Source organism: Synechococcus sp. CS-205 (assembly GCF_025128255.1).
In the GTDB taxonomy this organism is placed as follows: domain Bacteria; phylum Cyanobacteriota; class Cyanobacteriia; order PCC-6307; family Cyanobiaceae; genus Regnicoccus_A.
Genome location: NZ_JAHLZB010000026.1, coordinates 1 through 22,378 on the forward strand (window position 1 = coordinate 1; position 22,378 = coordinate 22,378).

19 protein-coding genes, 1 tRNA gene and 1 pseudogene are annotated in these 22,378 nt (G+C 66.3%); 10 read left to right on the forward strand and 11 right to left on the reverse strand.

All coding sequences use genetic code 11. The annotated features are described in order from the left end of the window. Nucleotides 1-126 (forward strand): annotated as a pseudogene (locus tag KQ297_RS06850) (photosystem II q(b) protein); the annotation flags it as partial. A gap of 185 nt (nt 127-311) precedes the next feature. On the opposite strand, the gene KQ297_RS06855 reads toward KQ297_RS06850, so the two are convergent. After that, nucleotides 312-434: a hypothetical protein gene (locus KQ297_RS06855; protein ID WP_259738760.1), complete on the reverse strand. Its 123-nt coding sequence runs from the start codon at nt 432-434 to the stop codon at nt 312-314. 260 nt (nt 435-694) lie between these two features. Beyond that, nucleotides 695-2,257: a cytochrome P450 gene (locus KQ297_RS06860; protein ID WP_259738761.1), complete on the reverse strand. Its 1,563-nt coding sequence runs from the start codon at nt 2,255-2,257 to the stop codon at nt 695-697. A 228-nt stretch (nt 2,258-2,485) separates the two neighbouring features. On the opposite strand from KQ297_RS06860, the gene KQ297_RS06865 reads away from it, so the two are divergent. Beyond that, nucleotides 2,486-2,668: a metallothionein gene (locus tag KQ297_RS06865; protein ID WP_259738762.1), complete on the forward strand. Its 183-nt coding sequence runs from the start codon at nt 2,486-2,488 to the stop codon at nt 2,666-2,668. After that, complete coding sequence (locus KQ297_RS12790; RefSeq protein ID WP_399251382.1) at nt 2,661-2,855, forward strand: CDGSH iron-sulfur domain-containing protein; 195 nt, start codon at nt 2,661-2,663, stop codon at nt 2,853-2,855. Before KQ297_RS06865 ends, KQ297_RS12790 begins: the two co-directional genes overlap by 8 nt. Here the strand turns inward: KQ297_RS12790 and KQ297_RS06870 are convergent. Together KQ297_RS06870 and KQ297_RS06875 are read right to left on the reverse strand one after the other, a co-directional pair. After that, nucleotides 2,848-5,073, reverse strand: a complete 2,226-nt coding sequence (locus KQ297_RS06870) for an ATP-dependent RecD-like DNA helicase (RefSeq protein WP_259738763.1) — start codon at nt 5,071-5,073, stop codon at nt 2,848-2,850. The two genes, KQ297_RS12790 and KQ297_RS06870, sit on opposite strands and share 8 nt — an antisense overlap. Before the next feature lie 1,183 nt (nt 5,074-6,256). Continuing rightward, nucleotides 6,257-6,328, reverse strand: a tRNA-Thr gene (locus KQ297_RS06875). 46 nt (nt 6,329-6,374) lie between these two features. On the opposite strand from KQ297_RS06875, the gene KQ297_RS06880 reads away from it, so the two are divergent. Then, nucleotides 6,375-6,629 (forward strand): DUF3493 domain-containing protein, encoded by a 255-nt coding sequence (locus tag KQ297_RS06880; protein WP_259738764.1) that lies wholly within the window; start codon nt 6,375-6,377, stop codon nt 6,627-6,629. Here KQ297_RS06880 and KQ297_RS06885 read toward each other — a convergent pair. The 6 genes from KQ297_RS06885 to KQ297_RS06910 form a co-directional block, all read right to left on the reverse strand. Then, nucleotides 6,561-7,250 (reverse strand): low-complexity tail membrane protein, encoded by a 690-nt coding sequence (locus tag KQ297_RS06885; RefSeq protein ID WP_259738765.1) that lies wholly within the window; start codon nt 7,248-7,250, stop codon nt 6,561-6,563. The two genes, KQ297_RS06880 and KQ297_RS06885, sit on opposite strands and share 69 nt — an antisense overlap. Nucleotide 7,251: 1 nt before the next feature. Then, nucleotides 7,252-10,605 carry a translation initiation factor IF-2 gene (infB, locus tag KQ297_RS06890; RefSeq protein ID WP_259738766.1) on the reverse strand — a complete coding sequence of 1,118 codons (3,354 nt, stop codon included), beginning with the start codon at nt 10,603-10,605 and terminating at the stop codon, nt 7,252-7,254. A gap of 63 nt (nt 10,606-10,668) precedes the next feature. Continuing rightward, nucleotides 10,669-10,959, reverse strand: a complete 291-nt coding sequence (locus KQ297_RS06895; protein WP_259738767.1) for a YlxR family protein — start codon at nt 10,957-10,959, stop codon at nt 10,669-10,671. Next, complete coding sequence (gene nusA, locus KQ297_RS06900) at nt 10,956-12,368, reverse strand: transcription termination factor NusA (protein ID WP_259738768.1); 1,413 nt, start codon at nt 12,366-12,368, stop codon at nt 10,956-10,958. Before nusA ends, KQ297_RS06895 begins: the two co-directional genes overlap by 4 nt. Nucleotides 12,369-12,421: 53 nt before the next feature. Beyond that, the gene (rimP, locus tag KQ297_RS06905; RefSeq protein ID WP_185465129.1) at nt 12,422-12,889 is read right to left on the reverse strand and encodes a ribosome maturation factor RimP; all 468 of its coding nucleotides are present in this window, start codon (nt 12,887-12,889) and stop codon (nt 12,422-12,424) included. A gap of 149 nt (nt 12,890-13,038) precedes the next feature. Beyond that, on the reverse strand, nt 13,039-13,317 hold the full coding sequence (locus tag KQ297_RS06910) for a hypothetical protein (RefSeq protein WP_185465128.1): 279 nt from the start codon (nt 13,315-13,317) through the stop codon (nt 13,039-13,041). 128 nt (nt 13,318-13,445) lie between these two features. Between KQ297_RS06910 and KQ297_RS06915 the strand changes: the two genes are divergently transcribed. The 3 genes from KQ297_RS06915 to rpiA all read left to right on the forward strand — a co-directional run bounded on the left by KQ297_RS06915 (nt 13,446) and on the right by rpiA (nt 16,263). Further along, nucleotides 13,446-14,234: a metallophosphoesterase gene (locus KQ297_RS06915; protein ID WP_259738794.1), complete on the forward strand. Its 789-nt coding sequence runs from the start codon at nt 13,446-13,448 to the stop codon at nt 14,232-14,234. 10 nt (nt 14,235-14,244) lie between these two features. After that, nucleotides 14,245-15,474, forward strand: a complete 1,230-nt coding sequence (locus KQ297_RS06920; RefSeq protein ID WP_259738769.1) for a trypsin-like peptidase domain-containing protein — start codon at nt 14,245-14,247, stop codon at nt 15,472-15,474. A gap of 75 nt (nt 15,475-15,549) precedes the next feature. After that, entirely contained in the window at nt 15,550-16,263 is a 714-nt protein-coding gene (rpiA, locus tag KQ297_RS06925) for a ribose-5-phosphate isomerase RpiA (protein WP_259738770.1), read from the forward strand. Between the two features lie 5 nt (nt 16,264-16,268). Here rpiA and hisD read toward each other — a convergent pair whose 3' ends face one another. Next, complete coding sequence (hisD, locus tag KQ297_RS06930; RefSeq protein ID WP_259738771.1) at nt 16,269-17,591, reverse strand: histidinol dehydrogenase; 1,323 nt, start codon at nt 17,589-17,591, stop codon at nt 16,269-16,271. A gap of 122 nt (nt 17,592-17,713) precedes the next feature. Between hisD and rpsT the strand changes: the two genes are divergently transcribed. The 3 genes from rpsT to rpoB all read left to right on the forward strand — a co-directional run bounded on the left by rpsT (nt 17,714) and on the right by rpoB (nt 22,375). Next, nucleotides 17,714-18,019, forward strand: coding sequence for a 30S ribosomal protein S20 (gene rpsT / locus KQ297_RS06935; RefSeq protein WP_185465126.1), 306 nt, complete (start codon nt 17,714-17,716; stop codon nt 18,017-18,019). A 16-nt stretch (nt 18,020-18,035) separates the two neighbouring features. Beyond that, complete coding sequence (locus KQ297_RS06940; RefSeq protein WP_259738772.1) at nt 18,036-18,875, forward strand: TatD family hydrolase; 840 nt, start codon at nt 18,036-18,038, stop codon at nt 18,873-18,875. 209 nt (nt 18,876-19,084) lie between these two features. Next, a complete protein-coding gene (rpoB, locus tag KQ297_RS06945) occupies nt 19,085-22,375 on the forward strand; it encodes a DNA-directed RNA polymerase subunit beta (protein WP_259738773.1) in 3,291 nt (1,096 codons plus the stop codon). The last annotated feature ends 3 nt before the right edge of the window (nt 22,376-22,378 follow it).

The following is a 22,378-nucleotide window of genomic DNA, read 5'->3' on the forward strand; positions in this document are numbered from 1 at the left end:
GATGTGCTGAACCGCGCTGGTCTGGGCATGGAAGTGATGCACGAGCGCAATGCGCACAACTTCCCGCTGGACCTGGCTTCTGCTGAAGCCACTCCCGTGGCGCTGACCGCTCCTGCGATCGGCTGATGCTGCCGGTGGGTCACCAGGGCCCGCCACCTGCATCACCACAACGAAAAGCCCCTGCTTCGGCAGGGGCTTTTTTCTTGGCGCCATATCCGCGTCCAGGTTCACCGCAGGCTTCGAACCGGCGAGAAGCTGCTACCGGGCAGTGTTGATTGCTGGTGAGGAACTGTTTCGCGCCCAGGCGCTCTTTACGGCTCGCCGCTGCCGGCCTGCTGGGCCTGCTCACCACCGCCTGCCAACAGCAGGGCATGGCCGCCCGCAAGGAGAACACCGAAGCCAAGATCTGCACCCAGCTCAGTGAGGTCCGTCAAGCGCTCAGCGCGGTGGCCGACCTGACCCCCAGCTCGACGGTGGGAGAGGCCAAGGAGGCAGAGATGGGCCTGAGCACGGCCATTGCAAACCTGGAGGGGTCTGAGCAGAAACTGGAGCAGCTGCGAACGAAGGCGTTCCAGGACCAGCTGAACTCTCCCGCTCTGTGGAGTGCGAGGAACCCGAACAACCCTGAGGTCGGTGGGCTTGCGCGTCGGACACTTGGTTGGCCCTGTGACCTAGCCATGCAATCTTGCCTTGGCTACATCCCTTTGGGCTGCAGCGAACGGCGCCGGAATCGCACGGGGATGCCGTCGGCGGGATAGATCAGCAGGTTCTGCGCCTGGTTCTCCAGGGAGGCAGGGCCGTTGACCAGCTCCCAGTCGTAGTGCCGAAGCAGCAGGGCCAGCATCACCGTGGCCTCTAGCATCGCCAGATGTTCTCCGATGCAGCGGTGGGCTCCGGAGCCGAAGTCGATCATCGGGGGCTCCTGGCGTTCCGGGCCTGCCTGGAGCCAGCGTTCCGGCCTGAACTCCAGCGGCCTGGGGTAGGCCTGGGGATCACGCCCGGCCCCCAACATCGACCAGATCAGGGTGGTTCCGACCGGAACCAGGCCGACCCCTTCCAGCTCGGTCTCCTTCACCACCTGCAGGGACGTGGATCCCGAGGCCACCGAAAACAGGCGGAGCGTTTCCTTGATGACGCCCCGCACAACATCCAGTTCGCTGATGCAGAGCGGCGTCAGGCCACCATGCCGCTTCCAGGCCTCATCGACAGCCTGCCTGGCCCGGCCCAGTACGTCGGGATGGAGGGCAAGGGATCCTGCGGCGAAGGAGAGAGTGTGAGCGGTGGTGTCGGTGCCGGCGATCAGAAATTCGATGGCCTCAGCAATCAGGGAGTCCTGGTCGTAGCGGGACTCCTTGGCCGCCATGCGCACCAGCAGCGACTGACGGAACAGGGGGGTGATGCTCGCCTCGTCGACGGTTTCACCGTCCCTCAGCCGCAGGGCGAGGGACACCCGTGGGGCGAGCAGATCCTCCAGCTGCTGGCGGGCTGCCCAGTACTGCCGCGAGGCCCGGGTCGGGATGAACTTCATCCAGCGGCTCTCCCCTGTGGCGAGGCGGAGAAAGCGATAACCCAGCACGGCCATGGCGTCATAGGTGCGCGCCACATCCAGGGGCGGGCCCTCGGGTGTCGCGCCCCCTTCCTGTACAGGAATGCCCAGCATCAGGGCGGCGATGACCCGCATGGCCATCTCCACGAACAGGGGATCCAGCGCGATGGACTGCCCGGGCGGTGCCTGCTCAATGCACTCCAAGACCTGCGCGCTCGCCTGCTGGAGCAGAGGCAGATGGCCGGCGATGCTGGCGGCGGTGAATTCGGGATTCCAGGCTCTACGCCGCCACTGCCATCCGGGGCCGTCCTCGCCGATAAGAATCGGGCCGCGCATGTCATTCCAGGCCCGCCGCGTTCCGGGGGAGCGGACCAGGCTGCCGGAGCGCATCCCCTGCACGATCGTGTTCTCGATCAGTTCAGGCCGGCTGAGCACGACCACGGGCTTTCCAGCCCAATACACGTACACCGGTCCATAGACCTGGCTCCAGGCGTGCAGGAGCTGAAAAAAGCGCTTGTGGCGCACGGCAGAGAGCACCGCTGGAATGTTGCCGAGCAGGGGAAGACCTTGTGGCGAAGGCAGCTGCCGCAGGGGCGCAAAGTGTTGACGCCGCCGCCAGGCAACCCAGCCCAGAAGGCCCGCCACTGCCACGAGCAACGGGGTGATCAGCCATGGCGCCTGGATCAGCTCAGCAGAACCGATTGGAGCCATGGAGGATGGGGATGGCGAGAGGTCAGCGGCTTCACTCTCACCCCGCGCCTACAGAACTCTCTCCCCTGTGTCTTGGGGTCCTGAGCGGCTCCATGAAGAAGGGCGCCCCGCTTGAGGCCTCTGATTCATCAATCGCCCCCCTGGCCGTCCTTGTCGGTAAGGCAAGCCGATCCTTCCGAGCTCTGGAGGCGCCAAACTGGTTCCCACTGCCCTGAACAAGGAGAGGCCATGACCACCACCCTGGAGAAACCAACCGCGCTTCAGTGCGCCTGCCCAGGCTGTCACTGCACGGTGCAGGCGGATTCAGCGGTCCGCAGCGGCACCTTGCTCTTCTGCAGCGACGCCTGCGCCACGGGACATCCCAACGGCGAGCCCTGCCATGCCGGCTGCGGCTGCGACTGCCATGGCTGAACCTGCTCCGTCTCCGGCAGGACCGATTCCCCTGGAGCTGCCGGCCGGCGTGCACCAGCTCTGCGGCTGCGGTCACTCCCACCGCTACCCGCTCTGCGATGGCAGCCATGCCAGGCCGCCCCGCCGCCCCCGGTGGGGGGGTTGGGGCAGAGCAGCTCGATCGTCTGGACCGCTACCGCTCAGCTGAGCCATTCCGCCAACTTGGTGTAACGCCTGCGGCCCAGGTGGTTCTTCACCGCCATCGCCAGGGCTTTCTTCTGGCCCACCAGCACCACCAGTTGCTTGCCACGGGTGATGCCGGTGTACACCAGATTGCGCTGCAACATCGCGTAGTGCAGGGTGAGCAGGGGGATCACCACGGCGGGGTATTCACTGCCCTGGCTCTTGTGGATCGTGCAGGCATAGGCGGGAACAAGGTTGTCGAGTTCACCCCAGCCGTAGGTCACCTCACGCCCGTCAAAGCGCACCGTCAGTTCACTCGCCTCGGCATTGATCGTTTCCACCGTGCCGACATCGCCGTTGAACACCTCCTTCTCGTAGTCGTTGGCCACCTGCATCACCTTGTCGGCCGGCGCGAACCGCCAGCCGAAACGCTCCACCTGCTCGGTGGGGTCGGGGTTGAGCAGTTGCTGCAGCTCGATGTTGAGCGACCTTGAACCACAGCCACCGCGCGCCATCGGGCAGAGCACCTGCACCTGGGCGATCGGGTCGAGGCCAAAGCGCGCCGGGATGCGCTCACCCACCACCTTGAGGATCAGGGCCACCGCTTGCTCGGGTGTCTCGGCGGGAAGGAAATAGAAGTCGGTGGTGGCCTCAGCAGCCGGAGGACGCAGATCGGGGATGGTGCCGGCATTGATGGCGTGGGCTGTGGTGATGATGCGGCTGGACGCTGCCTGGCGGAACACCTCCGTGAGCCGGGCCACCGGCAGCGCGCTGCTGTTGATCAGATCGGCCAGCACCTGGCCAGGTCCCACCGAGGGCAGCTGGTCCACATCGCCCACCAGCAGCAAGGCAGCCTCGGGTGGGAGGGCGTCAAGAAGGGAGGCCATCAGGGGCACATCCACCATCGAGGTTTCATCCACCACCAGCAGATCGCACTCCAGCGGCAGCTCGGCCTTGCGCTTGAAGCTGAAAGCGGCTGGATCGAACTCCAGCAACCGGTGGATGGTTTTGGCTTCCAGCCCTGTGGTTTCGGCCATCCGCTTGGCGGCACGACCGGTGGGGGCGCAGAGCAGAATCCTCAGCTTCTTGGCCGCCAGGATGCGCAGGATGGCGTTGATCAAGGTGGTCTTCCCCACCCCCGGCCCACCGGTGATCACCAGAACCTTGGACACCAGCGCCTGCTCCAGCGCAGCCTTCTGGCTGGCGGCCAGCTCAAGGCCAAGACGTTGCTCCACCCAGGCGATCGCCTTGCTGGCCTCGATGCCTCCCCAGGGCGTGCGGCCTTGTGCCAGCTCCTGGAGTGCAACCGCGATGCGCCGCTCATCACGGTGCAAGTTTGAAAGAAAGATGGCCGCGTCTCCGGCCAGGGTTTCGGCCACCACGGAGCCCTCGCTCAGCTCCAGATCCAGGGCGCTCTGGATCAGGCCGCTCTCCACCGCCAGCAGCTCACCGGCCAGCTTGAGCAGTTCGGCGGTGGGCAGGCCGCAGTGCCCCTGACCACTGGCCTCCAGCAGGGCGTAACTGATTCCAGCGCGCAGGCGGATCATCGCCTCGGGTTCGATACCCAGCCGTGTGGCGATCGCATCGGCGGTGCGGAAGCCGATGCCGCGGATGTCGTGCGCCAGGCGGTAGGGGTTCTCGGCCATCACCTGCACGGCCTCGTTCCCGTACGTCTTGAAGATCCGCACGGCCCGGGCGGTGCCGACGCCATGGCTGTGCAGGAAGACCATGATCTCGCGCACCACCTTCTGATCGGCCCAGGCCTGGCTGATCCGCTGGCCCCGCACCGGGCCGATGCCCGGCACCTCCCGCAGGCGCTCCGGGGTCTGCTCGATCACCTCGAACACCTCCTCCCCGAAGACCGCCACGAGCTTGCTGGCATAGATCGGGCCGATGCCGCGGATCATTCCTGAGCCCAGGTACTTCTCGATGCCCTCGGCGGTGGTGGGCGCTGAGGTCCTCAGGAAGGAGGCCTTGAACTGCTGGCCGTGTTCCCGGCTGTTCACCCAGGTGCCGCTCATCGTCACCCACTCGCCGGCGCTGATCTCGGCGGCATGACCCACCACCGTCACCAGGTCGCGATGGCCGCGTGCCTTGATGCGCAGCACACAGAAGCCGTTCTCGGCGTTGTGGAAGGTGACGCGCTCGATCGAGCCCGCCAGTACCTCGGTGGGTTGCGGGCTGGCCTGGGACTGATCGGGAGGAGACGGGCGTGGCAGGGCGGGAGTGGCCTGTGGGCTCACCTCCTACTCCAAGGCCAATCGGGCTGTCAGCTGGGTGGCCGTAGCGACTGTCGCCAGTTCTGTCCCATCACCGCTTGGCGAAGTCCCATGCCTCCTCGGACCATTTGAAGTGCTCATCCAGCTCCGGGTGGGGTTGACCTTGCTGATTCACCAACCGGTAGCGACGTGACCCTGACCGACTTGTCCTCAAAACCGGGGGAACCCCAGTTCGCGGTGGCCATGTTGCCCAACGGCAGGAGCCGTCGGAGCGTTTTATCTTCGAGAGCTCCTCAACCCCATGGTATCGCCGCCTCGTTATCGGCTGGAAGCACGATCAGTGGATGGATGCCACCCTGGTGATTGAGGCGCTTGCCCAATGGTCTCTGCTCCTTACCTGCGACAACGCTTGCCCATGGTGTTGATCAGGAACGGCACTGCACCTGGTTGCCCTTGAAGGGTGAAAGCCTCGCGCTCGACCACTCGATTTCCAGGGTGATAACGATTGAAGAGGATCCCACTGATCTCACGCTCGACGACGGGATTTAGCGGAGCAGTAACTCCCAACGGCCTCATGCCTGCCCCTCCGCAGCTCTGCACCGCATGGGTGGCTTCATGGATGAAGACCTGGCGTCCGATGCCCAACTGAAACGCCAGGGGAGACACCCAGAGCCGCCGAGACTTTGCCTCGTAGATTCCGTAGGCACCCCGCCGTGGTGGGGGCGCCAGGCGAATCTCAAAGCCATGGCGTTGCAACGCTGTGCTCAGCTGCTGAAGATCTGCGGGAAGTGCCTGGAAGTCCACGGGTCTTTTTCGTTGAACGAGACTATCGCCACAAGGCTCGGCTGCTCCAGGACCACCGTGCGCCGGCTGCTGCTCACCTGAGCAGCCCCTGGGCGGGACCAGATTCCTGCAGCGCCCTGCGCACCGGATCACGGATAAAATCAGTGCGATCTTTTAATTCATCCAAGCGCTAAGCATCCTCGGCATAAAGCTTCATCTCAATCGGCTTTTCTGCAATCGGTCTCGTATTTGCGGCTAGCCCAATTCTTGCGGAGCTGGCGACCTTGACGAACTGCGAATCCGCGCTCGGCATGGTGTTTCGATGGATCAACCAGTGTGCACCCGGTGGCTGCGGGTGGGTACGCTTGGGACTTGGGAGGTGCTGAGACAGGTGCGACTGACTCAGAACGCTTGGTATGACTGAAGCCGGTGATCGGACTTGAACCGACGACCTACTGATTACGAATCAGTTGCTCTACCACTGAGCTACACCGGCACCTGAATGAAATTAGCATTGAGCTGTTGTGCACGATCCACGGCTGATGCCTTCCACCCGGCCCAGGCCGAAGCCGACTCCCTTGGACCCTGACCTGCGGGAACGGTTGATGGCGGAAGCCAAGGCCCCCTGGAAAGGGCTGCGGCGCGCCCTCTGGTTTGCCCTGACGGCCTCAGGAGGAATTGGACTGGCGGCCATGGCCATGCGCTCCTCCGCAGGCGCAGAGGTGGCCTCAGGAGACCTGCTCATCCAGCTGGGGGCCTTGATCGGCTTTGGCCTGCTCCTCTGGCGCGACCGCTGAGCTGCTCTCAACCGCCTGCGGCGGGCTGTCCTGGGACAGGCTGAGGGGATCAGGGAGCAGCAGGGGCAGCCCGAGGCTCAAGCGCTCCTTCGCGAGAGCCTCGAGGGTCATCGCGGGAGTTTCAGCCACCAGATCAGCTCCGCGGCTGAGCAACCAGCTGGCCTGGAGCAGCTGCTGGCCCTGCCAGACCAGAACGGCCAGAACGGGCAGGGTCAACAGCATCGTGACCAGCCGTGAGGCCTCCGCCAGGGGAGCGATGGCGGCCATCTGGGCGGAGAGGGCGTCGAGGCTCCAGATCACCGGCAGCAGCAGCACACCCCAGCCTGCCGCCAGCAGACGAACAGCCAGGGGCGACTGCAGCGCACTCAGACGGCGCTGACCCTCCCGCCTCCCCCGGGCAGGTGTTTGCAGGAGCAGCAGTGACCAGCAATCGGCTGGCCGCTGCCAGAGCAGCACGGCCGGCAGCATGGCTCCGAGGGCCCAGAGCAGCAGCCGCTCGATCGCCGGAACCGGCCCGGGATCGGCCCCCGCCAGAATCAGGGCCACGGCCAGCAGCTCCACCGGGATGGCCGCCAGAGCGAGCAGCTGCAGCCAGAGGAGGGGTTCGCTGCGGGGGTTCACATCAGGTGCTGAGGGTGCGGCGTTGGGTGACCAGCTTGTAGGCGATGACGCGATCGCCGTCTTGCCAGTTGGCAAAGCGATCGCAACCGATGCCGCACTCGAAGCCCGTGGCCACCTCCTTGACGTCGTCCTTGTTGCGACGCAGGGAATCGAGGTCGCCCTCGAACACCACCTGCTTGTTGCGCTGGATGCGCACCTTGCAGTTGCGCTGCAGCTTGCCGCTGGTGACATAGCAGCCCGCCACGGCACTCTTGCCGATAGTGAACACGGCCCGCACTTCGGCTTCGCCGAGGGGCTCCTCCACCAGCTCCGGCTCCAGCAGGCCCTCCATGGCCAGCTGGATGTCTTCCAGGAGCTTGTAGATCACGTCGTAATCGCGGACATCGACGCCGTTGGCATCGGCGGCCCGCTTGGCACCGGAGGCCATCGAGGTGTTGAAGCCCACGATCACCGCGCCGGAGGCAGCAGCCAGGTCCACATCGGTTTCGGTGATCTCGCCAGGGGCGGAGAGCAACACCCGCACCTGCACTTCGCCCTGGGGCAGCTGCTCGAGTGAGCCCAGGATCGCTTCAACGCTGCCCTGGACATCGGCCTTGAGGATCAAGTTGAGCTCCTTCAGTTCCCCCTCACTGGCCTGACCCGACATCGAGGCCAGCGACACACGGCGGGACGCCATCTGCTGAGCGAGGCGGGTGGCGCGGGCTTCATTGGCCCGATCCCCCACCACGGCACGGGCCGTCTTCTCGTCGGTGTACACCTCGAATTCGTCGCCGGCGGTGGGAACTTCGCTGAAGCCCAGGGCCTCCACGGCTGCCGACGGACCTGCCGTCTTCACGCGCTTGCCGGTGTCGTCGACCATGGCGCGCACCTTGCCCAGCACGGGGCCGGCCGCCACCACATCGCTGGCCTTGAGGGTGCCGTTCTGGATCAGCAGCGTGGCCACAGGCCCCTTGGCCTTGTCGAGGTGGGCCTCGATCACGGTGCCCTTGGCCATGCGATCCGGATTGGCCTGGAGGTCCTCCACCTCCGTCACCAGCAGGATCATCTCCAGCAGTTTGTCGATGTTCTCGCCCTTGATGGCGCTCACCGGCACCATCACCGTGGTGCCGCCCCAGTCTTCGGCGACCAGTTCCAGGGCGGAGAGTTCCTGCTTGACGCGCTCGGGCTGGGCGCCTTCCTTGTCGATCTTGTTGATCGCCACGATGATCGGCACCTCAGCGGCCCTGGCGTGGCTGATGGCCTCCAGGGTCTGGGGGCGAACACCGTCGTCGGCGGCCACCACCAGCACGGCCACATCGGTGACCTTGGTGCCACGGGCCCGCATCGCCGTGAACGCTTCGTGGCCCGGGGTGTCGAGGAAGGTGATGCGACGGTCCTCCCCGGCATGGGGGATCGTGACCTGATAGGCCCCGATGTGCTGGGTGATGCCACCGGCTTCTCCAGCCGCCACGCGGGTCTTGCGGATCGCATCGAGCAGGCTGGTTTTGCCGTGGTCGACGTGGCCCATCACCGTGACCACCGGTGGGCGACGGATCAGGTGATCGAGATCGCTGTCTTCGATCATCTCGACCGTCTTCTTGGCGGCCTCTTCCACGTCGTCCTGGAGGACGGGCACCCCGAATTCATCGGAGACCGTTTCGATCGTGGAGAGATCGAGGGTCTGGGTGACCGTGGCGATGATCCCCTTGAAGAACAGGGATTTGATGATCTCGGAGCTCTCCACGCCCAGGCGGTCGGCAAGCTCCTGCACCGTGAGGTTCCCCTCCGGCACGATCAGCATTTCGGGGCGGGTGGCCTTGGCTTCCCGAGCGGCACGCAGTTCCATGGCGCGGCGCCGCTGGCGTTGCCGGGTGGTTTCCTTCTTGCGCTTGCGCATCGCCACCACGGGCTTGGCGCCAGGGGTGGTGGGGCGGGTGCGGGGCCTGGCCGGCCGGGCCAGGCTGGCCTGGAGCACCATCGCCTCGTGCTCGCCGGCGTAACCGCCGGTTTCGGCGGTGAGCGCATCATCGTTGTCGCCGATGATGTGCACCTTCTGGCGCTGCTTCTGCGGCGACTTGCTGCGCAGGGCCTCCAGCTTGGCGCTGTCGTCCCATTCCGGACGGCGTGCACGCCCCGGCCCGGCGGCCTGGGGTGTGCGGAATGCCGGGCGCCTCGGCGCTGACGGTGGGGTGGCCGTCGGCCGGTTCGCATCAGCCGTTCCTTCGCCACGTTCCGGCCGACGGGGTGGGGCGGCGGTTGGGCGGTTGCCGGGCTTCTGAAGCTGCATCAGCTCGCCTGGCGCCACCGGTTTGCGCATGCCCTGGGGCATGCCGGGGCGGATGGGGGCTCCGGGGCGGCCGGTGCTCCCGGGACCTGCGGCGTCCCGTCGGATCGGTTTGCCCACCAGCTCCAGGGGGCTGCGGGCCTGGGTGGGACGGCTCACCTGGGGGGTGGGGCGCTGGGGAGCGCCCGCCGGCCGCTGGCTCAGGGCCGGCCGTCCCGACGGTGGTGCCGGACGGTTGCTGCTGCCGGGCTGGCCGGACTGGGGGCGACCCACCAGCTGAGGGCGGCCGGCCCCGGACCCGCCGGGATTGCGGACGGGCGCCGGGGCGCCGGGGCGTTGGGAGGTGGCAGGCCGGGTGGGGGCAGGCGCACTCCCCCTGGGCACGGGCCTGGGACTGGTGGCGGGCCTGGGGCTGGTTGGGGCAGCCGATTCCGGCTTGCGAACCTGGGGCGGCTCGGGCTTGCTCACCGGAGGGGCCGGTGGCCGGGCTGGGGCTCCCACCGGTTTGGCCGGGGCTTTCACAGGGGCAGGTTTGGCTGGCGCCCCGGGCCGGGCTGGGGTGGGGGAGCCGGGGGCCTGGCGGTTGGCCTGGGGCACCACTTTCCTCACGACCGGCGCCTGGGGGGCGGGAGGTGTTGGGGCCGCCGGTTTCGGCGGGGAGGTTCTGGGGGCCGCCGGCTGGGCCTTCGCTGATCCGGCGGCTGGGGGCTGAGCGACGCTCTCAGGCCTGGAGACCGGCTTGGCGATGGGGGGCTTGACGATTGCAGGCTTGGTGATGGAGGGCTTGGCCCCTCCGCTGGCACCAGCCGGTGGGGTGGGCGCGGCAGGAGCGGCTTTCTTCAGGGAAAGAATGGCTTTGCCGGGCTCGCCGGCCGCCGGGGTGGGCCGGCTGGGCTGAGCCTCCGGGGCCCTGCCACCGTTGCCATGGGTGGTGATCAGGCTGCGGATGCGCTCGGCCTCGCCATCGCTGATGGAGCTGCTGTGGCTCTTGACCGCAATGGACAGCTTCTCGGCGGCGTCGAGCACGTCCTTGTTCTCCAGGCCCAGGTCCCGGGACAGCTCATAAATTCTGACTTTGCCGCTGCTGGTCATTCAGGTCTCCGATCGGTCGGGGCACCGGGTGCCGCCGGGCCCCACGCGCGGTGCGGCCACTGTTCATCTTGCCTCAGAGGCTGCAGCGCGTGACTCGTGCAGCCGTTGGTCCAGTGCCGTGTAGATGGAATCCGACACCGGACAGCGCAGGGAGCGCTGGAGGCGTTTGCGCCGCCTGGCTTCCTCGATGCAGCTGGGGGAGGGGCAGACATAGGCCGAGCGGCCCATGGCCCTGGGGGAGGCCACCTCGAGAACCACGCCGTCACGGTTCTGGCGGATGATCCGACAGAGCAGACGGCGGTCACGGAGCTCACGGCACGATACGCAGCGCCGCAGCACGATGCGCTCGCTCACCGCACATCCACGGTGGCTTCGGCCTCCGGCTCCGCCGCGGCCACCTCGGTCTCGGATTCGGGTTCGGGTTCGGGTTCGGGTTCCCCAGCTTCGTCGTAGCTGTCGTAGCCCTCCTCATCTTCCGGGAGGGGATACAGCTCACGCAGGCGGGCATCCTCCTCGGCCCGGGCGGCCTGCTCCACCGCCAGGCGGGCTTCGGCCTCGGCCTGCTGCCGCTCGTCCTCCTCCCGCAGGGCAATCAGTTCGGCCGCCCGGGCGTCCTCACTCACCTGGTCGTACTCGGCCGCGTTCTTGATGTCGATCTTCCAGCCGGTGAGACGTGCCGCCAGGCGTACGTTCTGGCCTTCACGGCCGATCGCCAGACTCAGCTGGTCGGGGGGAACCAGCACATGGGCGTGTTGCCCTTCCGGATCCACCAGGCGCACCATCTCCACGCGGGCGGGGCTGAGGGAATTGGCCAGATACTGACCCGGATCGGGCGACCAGCGGATCACATCGATCTTCTCGCCCCGCAGCTCGTTGACCACCTGCTGGATCCGGGAGCCGCGGGCTCCGATGCAGGCGCCCACGGGGTCCACCTCCCGCTCGACGCTGTCGACGGCCACCTTGGTGCGAGGGCCAACGGCCCGAGATGGGGGATTGGCTTCACGGGCGACCGCCACGATCCGCACTGAGCCCTCCTGAATTTCAGGCACCTCGTTCTCGAACAGGTACACCACCAGACCGGCATTGGCCCGGGAGACGAACAGCTGGGGTCCGCGGCGGGGCACCTCGCTCACCTCCTTGAGGAACACCTTGAAGGTGGCGTTGGCCCGGTAGTTGTCATTGGGGAGCTGGTCGCGGCGAGGCAGCTCCGCTTCCACTTCCGGCCGGCCCAGACCGGAACTGACGGCCATGATGATCGACTGGCGCTCGAAGCGGATCACCCGGGCCGTGAGCACAGGATCCTCCAGATCGGCGAACTCCTCCTGGATCATCCGGCGCTGCTGATCCCGCAGCTTCTGGGCCAGCACCTGCTTGGTGGTGGAGGCGGCCATGCGGCCGAAATCGTCTTTCTCGGGGGTGACATCCAGCACCACGGTGTCCCCGATCTGGGCGTCCTCGGCCACCTGCTGCACTTCGGAGAGGGCGATCTGGTGGTCGTCGCTCTCCACCTCCTCCACGATGATCTTGCTGGCCAACACCCTGTAGCCCTCCTCGTCGAGGTCGAGGGCCACATCGAAATTGCTGAAGTAGTCCTCCTCGAAGGGGTCTTCGCTGATGCCGAGATAAAGGGTTCGGCGGTAGCGCTCGTAGCCCTTCAGCAGCGCTTCGCGCAAGGCGGCTTCCACCACCTGGGTCGGAAGCTTCTTCTCCTCACTGATGTCCTCGATCAGGTTCTGCAGACCGGGGAGGAGAACGAGTGCCATCGGGTCAAAGGGGCGGTGGTGGGGGGTGGGGGCGGAGGAGGAGAGTGACGGGGTCAGTCCCTGGGGGTGACCAGGCAGACGGAGATCACATCGGCGCGGGAAAGGCGACGGATGCGGCCGCGCTGGTTGAGCTGGACGTGCTCCTCGTCCCGTTCCAGCAGGAGGCCTTCGCGGGTGGTCTCCAGGCCTTTGGCATCCCGCAAGCGCACAGCGACCGGGAACCCACGGAAACTGTGGAAATCACGGTCCTCGAGGAGCTCCTCGCCGATCCCCGGGCTGCTGATCTCCAGAACATAGGCCGAGGGCATCAGCGTGCTCGTTTCCATGGCCTCGCCGAGCACCCCGCTGAAGGCGGCGCAGTCATCGAGGTTGACGTCCCGACCATCGGCATGACGGATCTGGACCACCAGTGCCAGGGGCACCCTGTGGGCCTGGATCTCGACCCCCTTCAGCTCGAGGCCGGAAGCCTCCGCCAACGGGGTGACCAGACGCTCCAGTTCGGGGATCAGTGGATGGGGCACCAGCAGGGGTGGAATCGGGTCGGACGCCCGACCGGCCACTGCAGTGAACTGCCCCTGCCATCGAGGCCGGCCGAAAGCCGCTCTCGAGAACCAGGATGATGCCCGCCGGGCATGACCTTCACCCTACAAGCCGGTCTGGATGACCCCGCTCAGGCCGGGGGCTGGGCCCCGCCGGGTGCGTCGAACAGGCCCAGGCTGGGGGCTTCGCCGTAGAAGTCGTCGGGGCCGACCTCGCCCCGTTTGTCCTGGTCCTGGTTGAGGCAGCGTTGGGGTTCCCTGACGTACTGGCAGACCCTGGCCCAGAGCTTGGCGCGGGTTCCAGGGGCGCCCTGACTGAAGAGCACCTGGTCCTCTCCGCCCACCATGCCTTGGATCTCCACCTGGCAGAGAGCGCATCGCACACGGGTGCCGGGAGGGATCGAGGCCATGGGCTGGCAGCGCTGTTGCGGCAACTTAGTGTGAAGGCCCCCATCTGTGGCCCCTTCTGTTGCGACCCCTTCAAGAGTGGGTCCCGAGTCAGCCGGATGCAGGGGCTCCCTGCTCCGGTTCAGAGCCCCTGAGGGTGTTGCAGCTCAGCGATCCCCACCTGCTGCGCCAGCAACAGGGTCGCTACAGGGGGCGTACTCCCTTCAAGCAACTGCGTCACAGTCTCCTTCAGGCCTTCGACGCCGTTGGTGCTCCGCCGGATCTGCTGCTGATCAGCGGTGATCTCTGCCAGGACGAGAGCTGGGGTGGCTACGTCCATCTCCGAACCCTGCTCACCGCCACCGGCCTTCCCCTGGCGCTGCTGCCGGGGAACCACGATCACCCGCTCCTGCTGCAGGCGGTGCTCGGTTGTCAGGCCGTGCTGGCGCCCGCTGAGCTCCGAATGGGCCCCTGGCGCCTGCTGCTGCTCTCCAGCCACCGGTGCGGCGATACGGGGGGCTGGCTCGGCGCTCCGCAGCTGGCCTGGTTGCGTCAGTGCCTGCTCCGCCGGCAGGCTCCCACCCTTGTGATGGTGCACCATCCGCCGCTGCCGATCGGCTCCCCGCTCTTCGATGCGATCGGGCTGCGGGATGGGGCCCAGCTGGCCGGTGTCCTCGCCGAGGCCAGCGCACCGGTGATCGTGCTCTGCGGCCACGTCCATCAGCACTGGCAGGGGCTGCTAGCCGGTGAGCCGGCCATTCCCGTGCTGGCTTGCCCGTCCACCCTCTGCGCCTTCGAGGCGGTGCAACCCTGCCCTCTGGGGCGTCCCCTTGATCCCGGCGGGCGCCTGCTGGAGCTCCACAGGGATGGCAACTGGAGCCACAGGTTGCTGCGCTGGTCGCCCTGTCCGGAGACGGCGGCGACCCATTCAGCCACCTAATCTCGTGTCCATGGCCAGCTTCACCAACTTTCACCTCCTGCCCCCGGCTCCCTCTTCATGGCGGGCACGGGTCGATCGGAGCTGCTGGTTGGCGCTGCTGCTGGTGATCAGCCTGAGCCTGGCGCCCGCTCGGGCCCTGGCGCTCACGCCCGAGTCTCCTGCGGCCCCTGTTGCCGTTGCCGCTGCCGCAGCTGTTGCCGACACGTCGACACCTCCGTTGGCACCAGCCCACAATTTCGTGGCCCAGGCAGCCCGCCGGGTCAGCCCGGCCGTGGTTCGCATTGACACCGAGCGAGAGGTTCCCCGTCAGGCCTTCGATCCAGCGATGCTCGATCCGCTGCTGCGTGATCTGTTCGGCGACCCCGCCGGCAGCAGCCGCGAGCGTGGCCAGGGCTCCGGCGTGGTGATCGACGCCGCTGGACTGGTCCTCACCAACGCCCATGTGGTCGACCGCGTCGATCAGGTGGAGGTCACCCTGGCTGATGGGCGCCATCTCGATGGCAGCGTGGTGGGTGCTGATCCCGTCACCGACCTTGCGGTGGTGCGCATCAAAGCTCCCCGCGGCCTCCAGGCCGCTCCCCTGGGGAATTCCGAATCCCTGGAGGTGGGCGACTGGGCCATCGCCCTGGGCAGTCCCTATGGCCTCGAGCGCACGGTCACCCTCGGCATTGTCAGCAGCCTGCACCGCAACATCAACAGCCTTGGTTTCGCCGACAAGCGGCTCGACCTGATTCAGACCGACGCCGCCATCAACCCGGGCAATTCCGGGGGTCCCCTGATCAATGCGGCCGGTGATGTGATCGGCATCAATACCCTGGTTCGCTCCGGTCCGGGTGCTGGACTCGGCTTTGCCATCCCGATCAACTTGGCCCGGGGCGTGGCGGATCAGCTGCGCACCGGCGCCGATGTGGTTCACCCCTACCTGGGGCTGCAGCTGGTGCCGCTCACGGCCCGCCGTGCCCGCGAGAACAACCGCGACCCGGATGCGGTGCTGCAGTTGCCGGAGCGCGATGGTGCCCTGGTTCAGCGGGTGCTCCAGGGCAGCCCAGCTGAAAACGCCGGGCTGCGCCGTGGCGACCTGGTGGTGGCGGCGGCCGATCAGCCCGTGGCCGATCCCGCCTCCCTGCTGCAGCGGGTCGAGGCCTCCAGGGTGGGCGAGGACCTGCGTCTGAAGGTGGTGCGCGGCAACCGGGAACTGCAGCTCTCGATCCGCCCCGCCGCGCTGCCGCGGGCCTCCTGAGCAGCCCGGCGACACCTGGATTCCGCAGGCCTTCAGCCTTCTGCTTGCTACGGTCTCACCCCTTGTTTCAACCCGATGGCCGAGCTGCAGGACCGGATGAAGCTGGCTGTGGCCACCGCCGCCGTCGATCAGATCCGCGACGGCATGGTGCTCGGGCTCGGCTCCGGTTCCACCGCAGCGTTGATGATCCGTGAACTCGGCGCCCGCCTGCAGCGGCGTGAGCTCAGCGAGATCACAGGCGTGCCCACCTCATTCCAGGGCGAGGTGCTGGCCGCAGAGCTGGGCATCCCCCTGCAGAGCCTCAATGCCGTCTCCCGCATCGACCTGGCGATCGACGGGGCCGATGAGGTCGACCCCGCCTTCCAGTTGATCAAAGGAGGAGGTGCCTGCCACGTGCAGGAGAAACTGGTGGCCCGCCGGGCCGATCGCTTCGTGGTGGTCGTGGATTCCAGCAAACTGGTGAAGCGCCTCAATCTGGAGTTCCTGCTCCCGGTGGAGGTGCTGCCCGGCGCCTGGCGCCAGGTGAAGGCTCAACTGGAGGCGATGGGCGCCGCTGGGGAGCTGCGCATGGCGGTGCGCAAGGCAGGCCCGGTGGTCACCGACCAGGGCAACCTCGTGCTCGATCTCAAGCTGGCCGGCGGCATCGCTGATCCGGTGGCCCTGGAGCAGGCCATCAACAACCTGCCGGGGGTGCTGGAGAATGGTTTGTTCGTGGGGCTCACCGATCAGGTGCTCGTGGGCGAGATCGTTGACGGGGAGCCCCGGGTGCGGGATCTGGAGCGGGCCTGATCGGCTCAGTCGAGCCGGCGACGCACCGAATCGGCGTGGCTGTGGAGCCCTTCGCTCTCGGCCAGGGTGATCACTGCAGGTCCTGTGGCCTCCAGCGCCTGGCGGTTGAAGGCGATCAGGCTGGTGTGGCGCATGAAAGTCTCCACGCTCAGGGCACCCGAGAAGCGGGCGGTGCCTGAGGTGGGCAGGGTGTGGTTGGGCCCGGCCAGGTAATCACCCACGGCTTCGGGACTCCAGGCGCCGATGAAGATGGCTCCGGCATTCTCGATGCGCCCCGCCAGGGGCTCAGGCCGTTCCACCAGCAGCTCCAGATGCTCAGGCGCGAAGTGGTCGCTCAGGCGGGCGGCATCCTCCAGGGAGGGGCAGACCACGATCAGCCCCCAGGCTTCCAGAGCTTCCCGGCACAATTCGGCTCGGGGGTGGTGGCGCAGTTGCTGCTCAAGGGCCCGGGGGACGGACTCCGCCAGGGCCGCGCTGGTGGTGAGCAGGATCGCCGCCGCCATGGGGTCGTGCTCGGCCTGGGCCAGCAGATCCGCGGCCACGTGATCCGGATCGGCACTCTGGTCGGCGATCACCAGCACTTCACTGGGGCCGGCCAGGGAGTCAATCGCCACCTGGCCATAAACGGCTTTCTTGGCCAGGGTCACGTAGAGATTTCCGGGGCCGCTGATCACATCCACGCGCGGGATGGATTCAGTGCCGTAGGCCAGCGCGCCGATCGCCTGGGCCCCGCCCACCCGGTAGACCTCCTCGACCCCGGCGAGGTGGGCGGCTGCCAGCACCGTGGGATCAGGTTGTCCCTGCGGGCCTGGAGGCGTCACCATCACCACGTGTTTGACTCCGGCCACCCGCGCGGGGACCGCGTTCATCAGCACGGTGCTGGGGTAGGAGGCACGGCCGCCGGGGATGTAGAGGCCCGCTTTGGCCACGGGACGCCACCGTCGGCCCAGCTTCTCGCCATGCACTCCGGTCACCGAAAGGTCGCTGGGCTTCTGGCGCTGATGGAAATCGAGGATGCGCCTGTGGGCCAGCTCCAGGGCGCTGCGCAGGTCGGAGGGACACTCCTTCCAGGCGCGGGCCAGCTCCTCGCGGGGCAGGCGCAGGGGATCCGGACGGATGCCGTCGAACCGCTCGCTCAGCTCCAGAAGGGCATGGTCGCCCTGCCGTTTGACCTGCTCGAGGATGGCTTCCACGCGGGCGCTTTCCTCAAGGCTGGCCGCGCCGCTGGTGCGGCCGGCAATCCTCTCGAGCCTGGCCGCGGCCGCATCGAGGTCCTTCAGAACGTCGAGGGCCAGGGCTGGTGCGGGATTGCTCAGGGTGTTCGGCACGGGGGAAGGCGGTGGCGGCAAGCGGCGCCGAGGAGTCAGCAACCCAGGCTAGAGCTGGCTGAACACCCGGTGAGGCTGTGAGGGTAGGATCGACAACTGCTGAATCAGCGCTGAATCCGCCTGTGGCCAATAACAAGTCTTCGAAGAAGCGCATCCTGATTGCCGAGCGCAACTGGCTGCAGAACCGCACCTACAAGGCTGCGGTGCGCACCTTGATGAAGCGCTGCTTCACGGCCGTGAACGCCTACAGCCAGGAGCCCGGCGAGGACACCAAGACGGCCGTGCAGGCCAGCCTCAACGCCGCCTACAGCAAAATCGACAAGGCCGTCAAGCGCGGGGTGATCCACCGCAACACCGGAGCCAATCAGAAGTCGCGTCTGAGCACAGCCGTCAAGCAGGCCATCGAGCCCGTTGCCGGCAACGCCTGAGCGGCGCGCGGTCCCGATGCACGCCAAACCCTCGCCTTCCGCGGCCCCAGCGCCCTCGGCGCTGGTGGATTCCCACTGCCATGTGGTGTTCAGCACCTTCGAGGCCGATCTCGATTCGGTTGCTGAACGCTGGCGTGAGGCCGGAGTGGTTGCACTCCTGCATGCCTGTGTAGAGCCTTCCCAGATTGCGCCGATCCGTCGTCTGGCCGATCGCTTCCCCGAGCTTCGTTACTCGGTGGGGGTGCATCCCCTCGACACGGAGCACTGGGGGGCCACCACCCAGGCTGTGCTGCGCCGGGCCGCCCTCGATGACGAGCGGGTGGTGGCCATCGGGGAGCTGGGTCTGGATCTCTTCCGTGACACCAACCTCGAGCACCAGTTGGAGGTTCTGCGCCCCCAGCTCGATCTGGCGGTTGAGCTGGATCTACCGGTGATCGTCCATTGCCGGGATGCCGCCGAACCGATGCTGGAGGAGTTGCGCCAGCGTCAGGCTGAGGGGCGCTGCCCCCGGGGGGTGATGCACTGCTGGGGCGGCACTCCTCAGGAGATGGCGGCCTTTCTGGATCTGGGGCTGTACATCAGCTTCAGCGGAACGGTCACCTTCCACAAGGCGCTCGACACCCACGCCTGTGCCCGTCAGGTCCCGGCGGATCGTTACCTGATCGAGACCGACTGCCCCTTCCTGGCCCCTGTTCCCAGGCGGGGGAAGCGCAACGAACCGGCTTTCGTGGCGGCGGTGGCCAGCCGTGTGGCCGAACTCAGGCAGCAGCCGCTGGAGCAGGTGGCGGCGGAGTCCACAGGAAATGCGGTACGCCTTTTCGGGCTTCCTCAGACCATCTCAGCCAATAGTGTATGATGTTTTATTGGCCTGGCAGCTTGAAAGCTCCATTGTCTAGATCGGCAGCTCCGATTCGAGATTCATCAGCGTGAACACGGCAGAGCCGTCCCATTTCTGTGGGGCTGCCCTGCCGTGCCTTCGGTTGTCCTTGCGGCAGCCCTGAGCGTGAGGCGTGTTCCCGCCTTCGCACCCCATCCACCTTTTCACCCGTTCCTGCAGGTCCCCGCATGAGCAGCGCGATTCAGGTCGCCAAGACCGTCACCTACCTGCCCGATCTGGTCGAGGTGCAACGGGCGAGTTTCAAGTGGTTCCTGGAGAAGGGTCTGATTGAGGAGCTCGACAGCTTTTCCCCGATCACCGACTACACAGGCAAGCTGGAGCTCCATTTCGTGGGCACGGAGTACCGGCTGAAGCGGCCCCGTCACGATGTGGAAGAGGCCAAGCGTCGCGACGCCACCTTTGCCTCGCAGATGTACGTCACCTGCCGGCTGGTCAACAAAGAAACCGGTGAAATCAAGGAGCAGGAAGTCTTCATCGGCGAGTTGCCGCTGATGACCGAGCGCGGCACCTTTATCATCAACGGTGCTGAGCGGGTGATCGTCAACCAGATCGTGCGCAGCCCGGGCGTCTATTTCAAGGATGAGCAGGATAAAAACGGGCGCAAAACCTTCAACGCCAGCCTGATCCCGAACCGGGGGGCCTGGCTCAAGTTCGAAACCGACAAAAACGATCTGCTCCACGTTCGCGTCGACAAAACCCGCAAAATCAACGCCCATGTGTTGATGCGGGCGATCGGGCTCTCCGACAACGATGTCCTCGACAAGTTGCGCCACCCGGAGTACTACCGCAAGTCGATCGAAGCCGCCAACGACGAAGGCATCTCATCAGAGGATCAGGCTCTGCTTGAGCTCTACAAGAAGCTCCGACCCGGCGAACCGCCCTCCGTAAGTGGTGGCCAGCAGCTGCTGCACAGCCGCTTCTTCGATCCGAAGCGCTACGACCTCGGCCGCGTCGGCCGCTACAAGATCAACAAGAAGCTGCGGCTCACCATCCCCGATGCGGTGCGCACCCTCACGGCTGAGGATGTGCTCTCCACGATCGATTACCTGATCAATCTCGAGCTTGATGTGGGCGGGGCCTCTCTCGACGACATCGATCACCTCGGCAACCGACGGGTGCGCTCGGTTGGAGAACTTCTTCAGAACCAGGTCAGGGTCGGCCTCAACCGGCTGGAGCGGATCATCAAGGAGCGCATGACGGTCGGTGAGACCGAATCGCTCACCCCCGCGCAGCTGGTCAACCCCAAGCCCCTGGTGGCGGCGATCAAGGAGTTCTTCGGCTCCAGCCAGCTCAGCCAGTTCATGGACCAGACCAACCCTCTGGCGGAACTCACCCACAAGCGGCGCATCAGTGCCCTGGGCCCAGGCGGCCTCACCCGCGAGCGGGCTGGTTTTGCCGTGCGCGACATTCACCCCTCCCACTACGGGCGCATCTGCCCGATCGAGACTCCCGAGGGCCCCAATGCCGGCCTGATCGGTTCGCTGGCCACCCACGCCCGCGTCAATGAATACGGTTTCATCGAAACCCCCTTCTGGAAGGTGGAGCACGGCATCGTCCACAAGCAGGGCGATCCGATCTATCTCTCCGCCGACCTCGAGGACGAGTGCCGCGTCGCGCCAGGCGATGTGGCCACCGACGCCGACGGTCGCATCCTGGCCGAGCTGATTCCCGTCCGCTACCGCCAGGACTTCGAGACGGTGCCGCCGGAGCAGGTCGACTACGTCCAGCTCTCACCTGTTCAGGTGATCTCCGTGGCCACCTCGTTGATCCCCTTCCTCGAGCACGACGACGCCAACAGGGCTCTGATGGGCTCGAACATGCAACGTCAGGCCGTCCCCCTGCTGCGGCCTGAGCGGCCTCTGGTGGGAACCGGTCTGGAAACCCAGGTCGCCCGCGACTCGGGCATGGTTCCAATCACCCGGGTCAATGGCACCGTCACCTTCGTGGATGCCACAGCGATCGTGATCCGCGATGAGCACGACACGGATCACATTCATCATCTCCAGAAGTACCAGCGCTCCAACCAGGACACCTGCCTCAACCAGCGACCGATCGTCAGCCAGGGCGATCCGGTGATCGCCGGTCAGGTGCTGGCCAATGGCTCAGCCTGCGAAGGCGGAGAGATCGCTCTGGGCCAGAATGTCCTGATTGCCTACATGCCCTGGGAGGGCTACAACTACGAGGATGCCATCCTGGTGAGCGAGCGCCTCGTCCAGGACGACCTCTACACCTCGGTGCACATCGAGAAGTATGAGATCGAAGCCCGCCAGACCAAGCTCGGTCCTGAGGAGATCACGCGCGAGATTCCCAATGTGGCTGAAGAGAGCCTGGGGAACCTCGATGAGATGGGCATCATCCGGATCGGTGCCTATGTCGAATCCGGAGACATCCTGGTGGGCAAGGTCACGCCCAAGGGCGAGTCGGATCAGCCACCGGAAGAGAAGCTGCTGCGGGCGATCTTTGGTGAGAAGGCCCGCGACGTGCGCGACAACTCCCTGAGGGTTCCCAGCACCGAGCGCGGCCGGGTGGTGGATGTCCGGATCTACACCCGCGAGCAGGGAGATGAGCTGCCGCCGGGGGCGAACATGGTTGTGCGGGTCTATGTGGCCCAGCGTCGCAAGATTCAGGTCGGCGACAAGATGGCCGGCCGTCATGGCAACAAGGGCATCATCAGTCGCATCCTTCCTCGCGAGGACATGCCTTATCTGCCGGATGGTTCTCCGATCGATATTGTCCTCAATCCACTGGGGGTTCCCTCACGGATGAATGTGGGGCAGGTGTTCGAGTGCCTGATGGGCTGGGCAGCGTCTCACCTGGGCTGCCGGGTCAAGGTGGTGCCGTTCGATGAGATGCACGGCAACGAAACCTCCAAGAACACCGTTCAGAAGTATCTCGAGGAGGCCGCCAGCGAGCCAGGTAAAGACTGGGTCTATGACCCGGAGAATCCCGGCAAGATCCAGTTGATCGACGGACGCACGGGCGAACCGTTTGATCAGCCGGTCACCGTTGGCTACGCCCACATTCTCAAGCTTGTCCACCTGGTGGACGACAAGATCCACGCGCGCTCCACCGGCCCTTACTCGCTGGTCACCCAGCAGCCCCTGGGCGGCAAGGCACAGCAGGGTGGACAGCGCCTGGGCGAGATGGAGGTCTGGGCCCTCGAGGCCTATGGGGCCGCCTATACCCTTCAGGAGCTGCTCACCGTCAAGTCCGACGACATGCAGGGCCGCAACGAGGCCCTCAACGCCATCGTCAAGGGCAAGCCGATTCCCCGTCCCGGTACACCGGAGTCCTTCAAGGTGCTGATGCGCGAATTGCAGTCGCTGGGCCTGGACATCGCTGTCTACACCGATGACGGCGCTGAGGTTGATCTGATGCAGGACGTCAATCCTCGCCGCAGCACCCCTAACCGCCCCACCTATGAATCCCTCGGCGTCGCGGATTACGACGACGATTGAATC